Annotated in this window: 13 protein-coding genes; 8 read left to right on the forward strand and 5 right to left on the reverse strand. The window is 74.2% G+C overall.

The features are described 5' to 3' along the window. The first annotated feature begins 130 nt into the window (after positions 1–130). The 3 genes from V2J85_RS11970 to V2J85_RS11980 are packed head-to-tail and all read left to right on the forward strand — an operon-like array spanning position 131 to position 2,188. Positions 131–997, forward strand: a complete 867-nt coding sequence (locus tag V2J85_RS11970) for a helix-turn-helix domain-containing protein (RefSeq protein WP_261954719.1) — start codon at positions 131–133, stop codon at positions 995–997. A 7-nt stretch (positions 998–1,004) separates the two neighbouring features. Continuing rightward, entirely contained in the window at positions 1,005–1,286 is a 282-nt protein-coding gene (locus tag V2J85_RS11975; protein WP_201804727.1) for a DUF397 domain-containing protein, read from the forward strand. Then, a complete protein-coding gene (locus V2J85_RS11980; protein WP_330821560.1) occupies positions 1,283–2,188 on the forward strand; it encodes an SAM-dependent methyltransferase in 906 nt (301 codons plus the stop codon). The genes V2J85_RS11975 and V2J85_RS11980 overlap by 4 nt, the downstream gene beginning before the upstream one ends. On the opposite strand, the gene V2J85_RS11985 is transcribed toward V2J85_RS11980, so the two are convergent. After that, positions 2,161–3,138 carry a carbohydrate kinase family protein gene (locus V2J85_RS11985; protein ID WP_261954717.1) on the reverse strand — a complete coding sequence of 326 codons (978 nt, stop codon included), beginning with the start codon at positions 3,136–3,138 and terminating at the stop codon, positions 2,161–2,163. The genes V2J85_RS11980 and V2J85_RS11985 overlap by 28 nt on opposite strands. 438 nt (positions 3,139–3,576) lie before the next feature. Here V2J85_RS11985 and V2J85_RS11990 point away from each other — a divergent pair, with 438 nt between their 5' ends. The 4 genes from V2J85_RS11990 to V2J85_RS12005 all read left to right on the forward strand — a co-directional run bounded on the left by V2J85_RS11990 (position 3,577) and on the right by V2J85_RS12005 (position 6,671). After that, a complete protein-coding gene (locus V2J85_RS11990) occupies positions 3,577–4,983 on the forward strand; it encodes an NAD(P)/FAD-dependent oxidoreductase (RefSeq protein WP_330821561.1) in 1,407 nt (468 codons plus the stop codon). 77 nt (positions 4,984–5,060) lie between these two features. Next, positions 5,061–5,225 (forward strand): GNAT family N-acetyltransferase, encoded by a 165-nt coding sequence (locus V2J85_RS11995; protein ID WP_330821562.1) that lies wholly within the window; start codon positions 5,061–5,063, stop codon positions 5,223–5,225. Positions 5,226–5,255: 30 nt separating this feature from the next. Then, positions 5,256–5,384, forward strand: coding sequence for a hypothetical protein (locus V2J85_RS12000; protein WP_330821563.1), 129 nt, complete (start codon positions 5,256–5,258; stop codon positions 5,382–5,384). Between the two features lie 108 nt (positions 5,385–5,492). After that, a complete protein-coding gene (locus V2J85_RS12005; RefSeq protein ID WP_261954715.1) occupies positions 5,493–6,671 on the forward strand; it encodes an MBL fold metallo-hydrolase in 1,179 nt (392 codons plus the stop codon). 30 nt (positions 6,672–6,701) lie between these two features. Here V2J85_RS12005 and V2J85_RS12010 read toward each other — a convergent pair whose 3' ends face one another. Together V2J85_RS12010 and V2J85_RS12015 are read right to left on the reverse strand one after the other, a co-directional pair. Beyond that, positions 6,702–7,346: a LysE family translocator gene (locus tag V2J85_RS12010; RefSeq protein ID WP_261954714.1), complete on the reverse strand. Its 645-nt coding sequence runs from the start codon at positions 7,344–7,346 to the stop codon at positions 6,702–6,704. A 74-nt stretch (positions 7,347–7,420) separates the two neighbouring features. After that, a complete protein-coding gene (locus tag V2J85_RS12015) occupies positions 7,421–7,978 on the reverse strand; it encodes a DUF4232 domain-containing protein (RefSeq protein ID WP_330821564.1) in 558 nt (185 codons plus the stop codon). A 131-nt stretch (positions 7,979–8,109) separates the two neighbouring features. Between V2J85_RS12015 and V2J85_RS12020 the strand changes: the two genes are divergently transcribed. Continuing rightward, positions 8,110–9,513 carry an MFS transporter gene (locus tag V2J85_RS12020; protein ID WP_330821565.1) on the forward strand — a complete coding sequence of 468 codons (1,404 nt, stop codon included), beginning with the start codon at positions 8,110–8,112 and terminating at the stop codon, positions 9,511–9,513. Here V2J85_RS12020 and mgtA read toward each other — a convergent pair. After that, positions 9,504–12,170, reverse strand: coding sequence for a magnesium-translocating P-type ATPase (gene mgtA / locus V2J85_RS12025; protein WP_330821566.1), 2,667 nt, complete (start codon positions 12,168–12,170; stop codon positions 9,504–9,506). The genes V2J85_RS12020 and mgtA overlap by 10 nt on opposite strands. 6 nt (positions 12,171–12,176) lie before the next feature. Then, positions 12,177–12,554, reverse strand: a complete 378-nt coding sequence (locus V2J85_RS12030) for an ArsR/SmtB family transcription factor (RefSeq protein ID WP_330821567.1) — start codon at positions 12,552–12,554, stop codon at positions 12,177–12,179. Positions 12,555–12,635 lie beyond the last annotated feature (81 nt).

Consider the following 12,635-nt stretch of genomic DNA (forward strand, 5'->3'; position numbering starts at 1 on the left):
ACTATGTGCGATGTTGGTCACCGATGGCAAGGATCACTCTGTAATTTGCAGAATCGTCAGTGCAGTCTGTTCGTCCTGCTGACGGCATGACACACTGCTGAACACTGAAGTCAGTTGGAGGCGATCGGACGTGGCGGACCCACGGTCGGCAGGCGCACCGACCGTCCTGCGGGTGGTGCTCGGCAAGCGACTGCAGGACCTGCGCGAGAAGGCGGGGCTCTCCTACGAGCAGGCCGCGGCGGCGCTCGACGTGACCCACGCCACGGTCCGGCGGATGGAGAAGGCCGAGGTCGGCCTCAAACTCCCCTACGTCGAGAAGCTGTTGGCGACCTACGGCGTCACCGACGAGGAGGAGATCGAGGGCTTCCTGGGCCTGGCCCGCGAGGCCAACAAACCCGGCTGGTGGCACCGCTTCCGGGACGTCCTCCCCGAGTGGTTCAGCGCCTTCGTCAGCCTGGAGGGCGAGGCCAACCTCATCCGCGCCTACCAGCCGCACTACGTCCCTGGACTGCTGCAGACCGAGGACTACGCCACCGCCGTGCTCCGTGCCGGGATGCCGCACGCCTCCGGCGCGGAGATCGACCGCATCGTCGCCCTGCGCATGGAACGGCAGTCCCTGCTGACCCGCGACAACGCGCCGATGCTCTGGGTGGTCATGGACGAGACCGTCCTGCGGCGCCCGATCGGCGGACCCAAGGTGATGCGCGACCAGATCACCCGGCTCATGGAGGCCACCGCGCTGCCCAACGTGCGGCTGCAGGTGATGCCCTTCGCCGCCGGCCCGCACCCCGCCATGTACGGGCCCTTCCACATCTTCCGTTTCCCGATCCCGGAACTCCCGGACATCGCCTACACGGAGAGCCTCGTCGGAGCCGTGTACTTCGACCAGCGCAACGACGTTTCGCAGTACCTGGAGGCCCTGGACCGGATGTGTGCGCAGGCCGCGCCGGCACACACCACCGAGGCCATTCTGGGTGGCTTTCGCAAGGAGATCTGAACCCCCCATGGATCGCATACGCATCTACAACGGCATGCCCGCCAAAGAACTGGGCACAGAGGGCTGGCACAAACCGTGGAGCGGCGGAAACGGTGGCGAGTGCGTCGAGGCCATGCGGCTGGGGGACGGCCGGATCGCCCTGCGCCAGTCCACCGACCCGGACGGCCCGGCGCTGATCTACACCCACCGCGAAATGGTCAGCTTCATCGAGGGCGCCAAGGCCGGCCACGCCGACTTCCTGCTCACCGCGGCACCGGCCGGCCGGTGCGCCGAGCGGAGGACGGCATGACCGGGCAGCAACTCCCCCCGGAAAACGAGGAGTTCGAGGTACCGGAATTCGGTCCGTACGCCCCCGGCCCGGAGCACACCGGCTTCTCGGCCGAGGAGATCGACACCAGCCGGCCGCACCCGGCCCGGATGTACGACTACTACCTCGGCGGCTGGGACAACTACGAGGTCGACCGGGTGGCCGCCGAGCGCGTCATCGAGGTCCACCCCCAGGTACGGCTCAGCGCCCGCGCCAACCGCGCCTTCCTGCGGCGCGCGGTGCGCACCGTCGTCGGCGCCGGCGTCCGCCAGCTCATCGACCTCGGCACCGGTATCCCGACCTCGCCCAACACCCACGAGGTGGCCCGCGAGGCCGCCCCCGACTGCCGGGTCGTCTACGTCGACAACGACCCGATCGTCGCCACCCACGCCGGGGCCCGCCTCACCAACACGGAGCGGACCGGCTTCGTGCTCGGCGACGTCCGCGACCCCAAGGCGATCCTGGACCATCCCGTGGTCCGTGAGCTGATCGACTTCGACGAACCCGTGGCACTGCTGCTCGTCGCCGTCCTGCACTTCCTCCGGGACGCCGAGGACCCGGCCGGCGTGATCGCGACGCTCGCCGAGGCGCTCCCCGCCGGCAGCCACCTCGTCCTGTCGCACGCCACCGGCGAACCCTACGAGGGCTACCCCGGCGGCCGTACCGACGAGGTCGCCCGGGCGGGCGTGGAGGACGTCTACAAGAGCGCCACCGCCAGCCTCAACCTGCGGTCCAAGGCCGGCATCGAGCCGCTCTTCGGGCCGTTCACCCTCCTCGACCCGGGCGTGGTCCGCGTCCCGCTGTGGCGGCCGGACGGACCGGTGCCCGATGCCGAGGAACTCAACAACACCATCTTCTACGGCGGGGTCGGCCGCAAGGGCTGACCGGCCGGCTCGGCCGCCGCCGCGGGCTCGGGCACGACACCGCGCAGGCCCTCCGGGCCGATGAGGGCGGTGTGGGTGCCCGGCGAGGTGCACGCGTACGCCCCCGCGACCGCGCCCAGGCGTGCGCAGTCCTCCAGTTCGCGGCCCGCCAGCCGGCCGTGGAGGAAGCCGCAGACGAAGGCGTCGCCGGCGCCGTTGCTGTCCACGACGGGGCCCGGCGGCACGGCGGCCGGCACCGGCCGCGGGGTCCGGTCGTCGGGCGTGAGCAGATACGCCCCGCCCGCGCCGGCCGTCGCCACCACCGCCCGGGCCCGCCCCTGCCGGAGGATGTCCCGCATCACGTCCCCGATCCGCTCGCCCGCCCCGGCCGTGCTCAGGAACACCAGGTCCGAGCGGAGGGCGAACTCCCGGTGGTGGTCGGTCAGACCGTCCCAGTCGTGCAGATCGGTGGAGACCGGAAGGCCGAGCGCCTCGATGTCGTCGTAGAGGAAGCGGGCGAAGTGGGTGATCGACAGGTGCACGTGGCGGGCCCGGCGCAGTACCGGCAGATAGTGCTCCGGCGGCATCCGCAGGTCGAGCGGGTCACGCCCGTCGTAGAAGGACATCCGGCGGCCGTCGGGCGCGACGAGGTTGACCGCGCGCCGGGTGCCGTGCGGGGAGACCAGCGGGCGGAAGTCCACACCGGTGCCGGCCAGCCGCTCGCGGACCAGGGTCCCGGGATGGTCGTCACCGATGAAGTCCACGAATCCGGTGGTCAGTCCGAGCGCCGCACAGCCCAGCGCGACACCGGTTCCGGTGTGGCCGGCCCATTCCCTGATGGGCGGGACCGGATGGGAATCGGCGGGCGGCACGGGCAGCGCACCGACCGGCACGACGGTGTCCACGCCCGACCCGCCCACGACGAGTACGTCATATGCGTCATACGGCTCAGATACCTGCTGGAATGTCACAAGCGTCCCTGCATCCCTTGCTGGTGAGACGAATCCCTTGCTGGTGAGACCGTTTGCGGACCGGGTGCGTCCGCTGCCGGGAGTCTAGACGCAGCCCCGCCCGAAATCGGGATGTCAGGGACGGGGGTGGCACGAGGGGGAAACGACGTGCAAGGCGCCCGCCGGTGCGCCGTGACCGGCGCGGAACGGGTGCCGGCGGCGGCTCGGCGCAGGGCTCCCGTGCGGTGCCGCGGCGGCCCGACTGCCCTGGCGGCAACGGTGGTTGACACGGCCGACGGCCGCACCGAAGTCTGAGGGACGGCCAAGATCGGGACCCGCGGGCGGTGCTCCGTCGCGGGCACGAGCGAGCCGTGGCCGGGTCCGGCGAACGGGTTCCGGGCACGGCGGCGAGCGGACCGGGCGGCGGCCGGCACGGCCCGGCGGGGGAGTGAGGCGGGAATGGCAGAGCACTCCAATGGCGGGCGGACCGCGCTGGTCATCGGCGGCGGCCTCGCCGGCATGCTGGCCGTCACCGCCCTCACCGGACACGTCGACACGGTCACCGTCGTCGAACGCGACCGCTACCCGCACGGCCGCGCCTTCCGCAAGGGCGTCCCCCAGGCCCGCCACCTGCACATCCTCCTCAGCGGCGGCCGGCACGCCCTGGAGGAATTGCTGCCCGGCACCGTCGCCGCGCTCACCGAGGCGGGCGCCCGCAACCTGTATCTGCCGCGCGATCTGCTCACCCGTACGCCCGCCGGCTGGCAGCGCCGGTTCGACGAGCGCCGCCATCCGACGCTCAGCGTCACCCGGCCGGTGCTGGACGCCGTGGTCCGCGAGCGGGTGTTGCGGGCGGCCGCCGGGTCGCCCACCCGCGTCGAGGTCCTGGAGGCCACCGAGGTCATCGGCCTCACCGGGAACGCCGACCGGGTCACCGGGGTCCGCATCCGCGCCCGGGACGGCGCGGCCGGCGCCCGCGCCGGGCGGGAACTGCCGGCCGGCCTCGTCGTGGACGCCTCCGGCCGCGGCTCCCGCACGCCCCAGTGGTACGCCGCACTGGGCCGGCCCGCCCCCGAGGAGGAGACCGTCGACTCCGGGCTCGCCTACGCCACCCGGATGTACCGCCCCGAGGACCCGGACGCCGCGCCCGACGTGGGGGTCAACGTCCCCGGCCGGCCCGGCTGTCCGCGCGGTGCCGCCTACGTCCCCGTCGAGGACGGCAACTGGCTGCTGACACTGTCCGGGGTGCGCGGGCACCACCCGCCCACGGACCCGGCGGGGTTCACCGCCTTCACCGCCACCGTCGGCGACCCGTACGTCCACGAACTGCTCGCCCGGGCCGAACCGCTCACCCCGGTGCACGGCTTCCGCGACACCTGCAACCGCCGCCGGCGCTTCGAGCGCCCCGGCGCCCTCCCCGAGGGCCTGCTCGTCCTGGGGGACGCCGGCTGCACCTTCAACCCCGTGTACGGGCAGGGCATGTCGGTCGCCGCACTGGGCGCGCTGGCGGTGCGCGGCACGCCGGCGGCCCGCGGCGGACCGCGGCCCGGCGTCGCGGCCGAGGCCCAGCGCGCGGTGGCCCGCGCCGCGGACACCGCCTGGCTCGCCGCGGTGGGCGCGGACCGCCCGTACGCCGACGCCGACGGCGCCCGCGCGGGCCTCGGCGAGCGGCTCGGCACCTGGTACCTCGACCGGCTCACCGTACGCGCCGCCATCGACCCCGTGGTCGGCGCGGCCTTCCGGGACGTCGTCTGCCTCACCGCCCCGCCCGCCCGGCTGGTCACCCCGCGGGTCCTGCTGCGCGCGGTCCTGCTGCCCCGCCGCCCCGCGCTGCCCGCCCCGCCGGCGGTCGTCGAACCGCTCTGACGGGCACCCGCCGGCACCCGCCGGCCCGGCACCGAAAACCGGCCGCACCGGCGGCCGCCCGCACGCCAAGCTGAGGCATGACGTGGACCACGACCCGGGACCTGTGGGAGGACCGCGGCCGCCCGGTCTCGATGGCCTGCGTCACCCGCACCCTGGCCGGCATGGCCCGGGTAGCCCCCGTCCGCACCCCGCCCGAGCTGCGCGGACGCGGTTTCACCGGGGCGGTCACCGCGGCGGTGTAGGCCGCCGCCCGGTCCTTCGGCGCCCAGGAGGTGGTGCTGTTCACCGACCTCGCCAACGCCACCGGTAACGCCCTCTACCGGGGGGTGGGGTACCGGGCGGTGGAGGATCATGTCGTACGGGAATTCGACGCCGGGGAGGCGGCCGATCACGGAATGTGAGCCGCGGCCACGGCGTTGAGGTGGAGGCCCGAGGTGGCCGGGGCGCCGGCGGAACCCACCGGTCCCGTGGCCCGTTCACTTCGCGACCGCCCCGACCATGGAGGTGCCGTGCCCGGTTCCCGTTCCCGCCGTAGCCCCCTGTCCGCGCTGCGTCCCGCGAGCTTCGGCGCCCGGCCCACGGGCGAGCGGCTGGCCCGGATACGCAGGTCACCGCAGTTCGTGGACGGCCAGTTCCGCAATCCGGCGCAGACCCGGCAGCTGCTCGACGGCTCCGCGCTGCCGATGGCGCGCACCCAGCTGAACCGCGAGGGGCGGCTGCGCCGGGCCCCGATCGGCCGGATTCCGGTCCACCGCGAGACCGCGGCGGACCTTCGCGTCCCGCCCGTGTCCGGACTGCGGCTGACGTGGCTGGGGCATTCGACCGTACTGGCGGAGATCGACGGGCGGCGGGTGCTCTTCGACCCGGTGTGGGGGGAGCGCTGTTCGCCGTTCACCTGGGCGGGCCCGAAGCGGATGCACCCGATGCCGGTCGAGCTGGCCGAGCTGGACCCGGTCGACGCCGTGGTGATCTCCCACGACCACTACGACCACCTCGACATGACCACGATCCAGGGGCTGATCCGCACCGGCGCGGTCTTCGTCGTCCCGCTGGGCGTCGGCGCCGACCTGGAATTCTGGGGCGTGCCCGCGGCGCGGATCACCGAGCTGGACTGGCACGAATCCACCCGCGTCGGCGACCTCACCCTCACCGCCACCCCGGCCCAGCACTTCTGCGGCCGCGGCCTGCGCGGTCCGCAGCACACCCTCTGGGCCTCCTGGGTCGTCGCCGGTCCCGCACACCGGATCTTCCACAGCGGCGACACCGGCTACTTCCCCGGCTTCGCGGAGATCGGCGCGGCGCACGGCCCGTTCGACGCGACGATGATCCAGATCGGCGCGTACAGCGAGTTCTGGCCCGACATCCACATGGATCCCACCCAGGGCGTCCGGTCCCATCTGGACCTCCAGGGCGGCGCACCGACCGGCGTCATGCTGCCGATCCACTGGGGCACCTTCAACCTCGCCCCGCACCCCTGGGCCGAGCCGGCCGAATGGACGCTGAGCGCCGGCCGGAAGGCCGGGGTGGCCACCGTCCACCCGAGACCGGGCGAGCCGTTCGAGCCGGCCGATCCGCCGGCCGGCTATCCCTGGTGGCGGGCGATCGCGGTGCCGCCGGTCCACGGCTGGCCCGCCTGGCCGCCGGTGGCGCCCCCGGCCGTGGAGGCCGATCTCGCGGCGGACCGCTGAGCGGGACGGTCCCACGGCACCGGGCGCCGGTCAGTCCGCGCGTCCGGTCGCCGCCACCGTCACCCCGAGGCCGATCATCGCGAAGCCCCCGGCGCCGCCGATCAGCGACAGCCGGCGCTCGGACCGGGCGAACCAGCCGCGGGCCGCCGAGGCGGTGAGCCCCCACACCGTGTCGGTGATCAGACCGATGCCGATCGGCACCAGGCCCAGCACGAGCATCTGGGCGGGCAGCCCGCCCGCCGCGTGGTCCACGAACTGGGGGAGTACGGCCGCGAAGAAGACGATCCCCTTGGGGTTGGTGCAGCCGACGAGCACGCCGTCCGCGACCGTCCGCAGATCGCCGCGGGCCCGCCGCCCGGCCGGCCGCACGGCGGTGATCTTCATGTCCTTGCGGTGGCGGAACGCCTGCACGCCGAGGAACACGAGGTAGGCCGCCCCGGCCAGCTTCACGACCAGGAAGACCGTGACGGACCGCTCGACCAGCGACCCGAGACCGAACGCCACGGCGGCCACCAGCAGGTACGAGCCGACCACATTGCCCAGGACCGTGGCCAGCGCGGTACGGCGGCCGTGCGCCAGGGCCCGGCCGATCACGAAGAGCACGCTCGGCCCCGGAATCACGATCACCAACAGCGACATCACCGCGAACGCCAGCAGCCGGTCGGCCGACACCATATCCCTCACCTCGGCGGCCATTGAACCAGCCGGACCGGCCCCGCACGAGGCCCGGGGGCCCCGAGGACCCCGCGTTACTCGGCCGCTTCCTTGGGCGGGCTCATCCACACCGTGTCGTCGCAGACGTTCAGCAGCGAGCGCCGGCCGGACTCGTCCCGGGCGGTTATGGACCGCAGGGCACGGTCGTGCGGGGCGGCCACCGTCGCCTCCATATTGCTGACCAAGCACTCGTCGGACGGGGTGCCGGGCCAGGCGTCCTGGTAGCGCAGTGCCGTCGTCACCGTGCCGCCGGCGCGCAGGTCGATGGGCGTCGGGACCGCGCCGCGCCCCTTGCCGCCGGCCATCGGCCCCTTGCCCACGTGCACCTCGAAGAGCGGGTAGCCGCCGAAGACGCACGGCCGGGCCGTCTTGTTGACGATCGTCAGACGGGCGTCACGGTGCGTGCCGTGCGCCGGCTTCTTGAGCACGGTGAGCTTCCACCGCAGGCCCTTGGTGGTGCAGTTGGCGTGCAACGCCGCCATCCGCGGCGAGCCGCAGCCGGTCAAGCCGAGACCGGCGGAGACGGTCAGTACGAGCGCGGCCGATGTCGCCGCGAGAAGTGAACGCCGCCGCACGGCTCCCCCATCCCTCACGAATTCGTTCCCTGTCGTGTAAGGAGGGGTTTGACGCACGGTCGGTTGCCTGGGACCGCGGTGCTCGTGGAGGCACGCCGCCCGACCGTGCAAGCCGCGGGAGCCGTGCGTCCCGGGAATAGCGTGTCGCCATGGTGCGTGCCGGTGGTCCTCAGGCCGACCGACCGGACCGGTCCGCGGGTCCGGGCCGGTCCCCGGCCCCGCTTCTCGCGGTCTGTGCGGGCTACTTCATGGTCATCCTGGACGTGACCGTGATCAACGTCGCGGTGCCGGTGGTGGGGCGGGAGCTGTCGGCCTCGCTCACCGGCATCCAGTGGATCACGGACGGCTACACCCTGGTCTTCGCCGGTCTGCTGCTCACCGGCGGCGCGCTGGGGGACCGGCTGGGCAACCGCCGGATCTTCTGCACCGGGGTCGTGGTGTTCACCGTCGCCTCGGCCGGCTGCGGACTGGCCCGGAGCGCCGGGTTCCTGGTCACCGCCCGGCTGTGCGAAGGGCTCGGCGCGGCACTGATCGTGCCCGGCTCCCTCGCGCTCCTGCAGCAGGCGTACCCCTCACCCGCCGCCCGCTCCCGGGCCTTCGGCCTGTGGGGCTCCATGGCCGGCATCGCCGCCTCCGCGGGGCCGCTGCTCGGCGGTCTGCTGGTGACCACCGTGGGCTGGCGCTGGGTGTTCTTCATCAACCTGCCCGTCGGATGCGTCTGCCTGCTGCTGACGCTGCGTCATGTGGCGGTCTCGGACCGGCGGCCGGACCGCCCCCTCGACTGGCCGGCGCAGTGCGCGCTGATCGCGGCGGTGGCCCTGCTCACCGCCGTCCTCAACGAAGCGGGACGACGCGGCTGGACGGACCCCCTGATCCTCACCGGGGCCGGCCTGTGCCTCCTGGCAGCCGCCGGATTCGTCCTGCGCGAACGCCTCGCCCGTACCCCCGTGCTGCCCCTGCGACTGCTGCGCTCCCGCTCGATGAGCGGGGCGGCGGCCATCGGCCTGCTGTTCAACTTCGCCTTCTACGGCATGATCTTCACCGCCAGCCTGTACTTCCAGCACCACCGCGGCCTGACCGCACTGCGCACCGGGCTCGCCCTCTTCCCGGCCGTGGCCATGACGATGTTCGCCTCCGTCCTGTCCGGGCGACTGGCACGCCGCACCGGACACCGGCCGCTCGTGGTGACGGGCATGCTCCTGGGCTCGGCGGGTCTGGCCGGCTGGGCCGCCGCGGGGCAGGACCCGGACTACGTCCTGCTGGTGGCGCCGATGATGGCCGCGGGCTTCGGCACCTCCTTCGCCCTCACCGGATCGACCGCCACCGTGATGTCGGCCGCCCCGGACACGTACGCCGGCACCGCCTCCGCCCTGTTCAACACCACCCGCCAGATCGGCAGCGCCGCAGGCGTCGCGCTGGGCGGCTCCCTGCTGGCCGGCGCCGCCACCTTCCCCACCGGGCTGCGCCTCGGCATGGCCATCGGCGCGACCGCGTACCTGACGGCCGCCGCCCTCGCCCTCTTCTGCGTCCCCCGCAAGGGGGGTCACGCGTAGCGCCGTGCCGCCGTGGTGAGGGTGACGGCGTAGAGGGCGAGGACCGCGGCGAGGAGTGCGTAATAGAGCGGCGGCGGGGCGGACATGTCCAGGGCCGGGGCCAGGGGGGACAGGGGGAGCAGGAGGCCGAGGACGGCGAGGGCGGTGACGGCGAGGTGGACCGGGCCGATCGTGCGGCGTCCGGGGGCGGACCGGCCGGTGCGCAGGAGCAGCATCATCATGGCCTGGGTCAGCAGGTTCTCGGTGAACCAGCCGGCGTGGAACACCGCCGGGCCGCCGGGCCCGTCCGTGAGGTGCACGGCGAGCGCGAGCACCCCGAAGGTGGCCAGGTCCGCGGCGGCGTTGAGGAGGCCGAAGACCGTGACGTAGCGGAGCACGGCGCGCGGTCGCAGGACGGCCGGGCCGCTGACCGCGGCGGGCGCGGGCCGGTCGTAGGCGTAGGCGAGTTGGGCCGCGTCGAAGCAGAGGTTCTGCACCAGGACCTGGGCGGGGAGCATCGGCAGGAACGGCAGCAGCAGGCCGGCGGCGAGCATCGCGAGGACGTTGCCCAGGTTGGAGGAGAGCGTGATCCGCAGGTAGCCGGCGATGGTGCCGCTGCTGTGGCGGCCGGCGGTGAGCGCCCGGTCGAGGGCGGTCAGGTCCTTGTCGGCCAGGACGACGTCGGCGCCCTCGCGGGCCACCGCCACCGCTCCCCGGGGGCAGACGCCCACGTCGGCGGTGAGCAGCGCCGGCAGATCGTTGACGCCGTCGCCGAGGAACCCGGTGGTCCGGCCGCTCGCACGCAGCGCGGCCACGATCCGGGCCTTGTCCTGGGCGGTGCAGCGCGCCACGACGGTGGCCCGCTCGACGGCCGCGGCGAGCGGCGGCCCGCCGAGCGAACCGAGCTGATCGGCCGTCAGTACCTCGCCGGGCTCCAGGCCGAGATCGCGGCAGGCCCGGGCGGCGGTGCCGGGGTGGTCGCCGGTGAGCACCTTCACCGTCACCCCGCGCCGGGCGAGACCGGCGAGCGCGGCACCGGCGGTGGGGGCGAGCGCGTCGCGGAGGGCGACCCAGCCGAGGAAGGTGAGCCCCCGGACGTCCCGTTCGCCGTACGGGCCACCACGGGCGGGGCGTTCGGCGTGCGCGACGGCGAGCAGCCGCAGACCGCCGGCCGCCTCCGTGGCCGCGAGGTCGAGCAGCCGCCGGCGTTCCCCCTCGGTCAGTTCGGCCTCCGCACCGTCCAGCCGGACGCGGCCGCAGCGGCCGAGGACGTCCTCGACGGCGCCCTTGACGACGAGCGTGTGCCGGCCGTACGTCCCCGGGCGGCGGACCACGGCAGTGGCGAGCCGGTGGGCCGGGTCGAAGGGCAGCGCCGCGATCCCGTCGTAGGCGAGCGGATCCGCGCCGTACGCCGCCGAGGCGTCGAGGACCGCCTCGTCGAGGGAGTCCGGGGCGGGCAGTTCGGCGAGCTCCAGGGTCCAGAAGCTGCCCACCGACGCCCAGTTGAGCACATCCGGATCGTCGGCCCCGCGGGCGTCGACCGACCGCTCTACGACCGGCCGGTCCTGCGTCAGGGTGCCGGTCTTGTCCAGGCACAGCACGTCGATCGCCCCGAGGTCGTGCAGCGCCGGGAGCCGTTTGACGATCACGCCGCCGGTGCGGGCGAGCGCCGAGGCACCGCGCGCCAGCGTCGCCGTCACGATCACCGGCAGCATCTCCGGGGTGAGGCCCACCGCCACCGCGATCGCGAACGGCAGCGTCGCAAGCCCCCGTCCGCGCAGCGCGGCGTTCGCCAGCAGCACCAGCGGCGGGGTCAGCAGCATGAAGCGGATGAGCGTCCAGGCGATGCCGTGGACCGAGCGGTCGAAGGCGCTCTCCGTCCGCCGCCGGGCCGGTCCGGGGTGCGCCGCGGCGAAGCGGGTGTCCGCGCCGGTGGCGACGACCAGGGCCGTTGCGCTCCCGGACGCCACGCTGCTGCCCTGGAAGCAGAGGTGGGGCGGTTCGGCGGCCCCGTCGTCCGCAGCGGGCGGTGCGTCGAGGGCGTACTTCGCCACCGGCGCGGACTCGCCGGTCAGCGCGGCCTGGTGCACGGTCAGCCCAGTGGCGCGCAGCAGCCGGACATCCGCGGGTACCAGGTCGCCGGGCCCGAGCCGGATCACGTCCCCGACGACGAGCTGGTCGACGGGGAGCTCGCGGACCACCGGCGCGGCGCCGTCGTCCGCGCGGCGCTGTACGGACGCGGTGGTGGCGACCAGTTCGCGCAGGCCGGCCATCGCCCGGCCGGCCTGGTGCTCACCGCCCGACCGCAGCAGACAGCTCACCACGACCAGCACCATGATCACGCAGGCGGTGCCCCAGGACGCGATGGCCGCCGACACCAGCCCGAGACAGAGCAGCACCGCGGTGAATGGATCCCGCAGACTGCCGAGGAAGCGCCGCGGCCAGGAGACCGGCCGCCAGGCGGGGGCGACGTTCTCGCCGTACCGGACCAGGCGCTCCTCGGCCTGCTCCGCGGTCAGTCCGCGCGGCCCGGCAGCCAGCCGGCGCAGCAGCTCCAGCGTCGTCAGCCGGGCCGGATCCGCGCCGCCGTGCCCGGCGCGCGGATCACCGTGGGAGCGTACGGCCGCCGCCCGCGAGGGAGTGGCGCCGCCGCCCGGTGTCGCGGTGGTCTCGGGCACGTGGTCTCAGGTGCCGTAGGAACGGAGGTCCGCCGGCGCGGCCGCGGACCGTCCGCCGCGGCGGGCGTCCAGCCGGTCGAACAACAGGCGCACCACCGCCACGACATCGGGGTCGTCGACGAAGTACACCACCCGGCGGCCCTCCCGGCGCGAACGGACCAGACCGGCGAGCTTCAGCTTCGTCAGATGCTGGCTGACCGCCGGCAGCGCCCCGCCGATCCGCTCCGCGAGCCCGCTCACATCGCGTTCGCCCTGCGTCAGCAGCCACACGATGTGCAGCCGCGGGGGAGCGGCCAGCAGTCCGAACACCGCGGCCGCCTCGCCCAGCACCTCGGCGGACGGGTCGTCCACCGCGCCGCCGTCACCCTTGCCACGTCCGACCACTGCCGTCTCCGTCCCCCTGGTGGGACGCCGTTCCCGTCCCGACCGGGTCAGTGTAGGTGCCGCCGGCCAGGGGGCCGCGGC

The organism is Streptomyces bugieae (genome assembly GCF_036352915.1).
Classification (GTDB): Bacteria; Actinomycetota; Actinomycetes; order Streptomycetales; family Streptomycetaceae; genus Streptomyces; species Streptomyces endophytica.

Excerpts from the sequence above, each read along its gene's own strand:
- V2J85_RS12020 (WP_330821565.1), top strand. The coding sequence starts at position 8,110 with ATGGTGCGTGCCGGTGGTCCTCAGGCCGACCGACCGGACCGGTCCGCG.
- V2J85_RS11995 (WP_330821562.1), top strand. The coding sequence starts at position 5,061 with ATGACGTGGACCACGACCCGGGACCTGTGGGAGGACCGCGGCCGCCCG.
- V2J85_RS11980 (WP_330821560.1), top strand. The coding sequence starts at position 1,283 with ATGACCGGGCAGCAACTCCCCCCGGAAAACGAGGAGTTCGAGGTACCG.
- V2J85_RS12010 (WP_261954714.1), bottom strand. The coding sequence starts at position 7,346 with ATGGTGTCGGCCGACCGGCTGCTGGCGTTCGCGGTGATGTCGCTGTTG.
- V2J85_RS11975 (WP_201804727.1), top strand. The coding sequence starts at position 1,005 with ATGGATCGCATACGCATCTACAACGGCATGCCCGCCAAAGAACTGGGC.
- V2J85_RS11990 (WP_330821561.1), top strand. The coding sequence starts at position 3,577 with ATGGCAGAGCACTCCAATGGCGGGCGGACCGCGCTGGTCATCGGCGGC.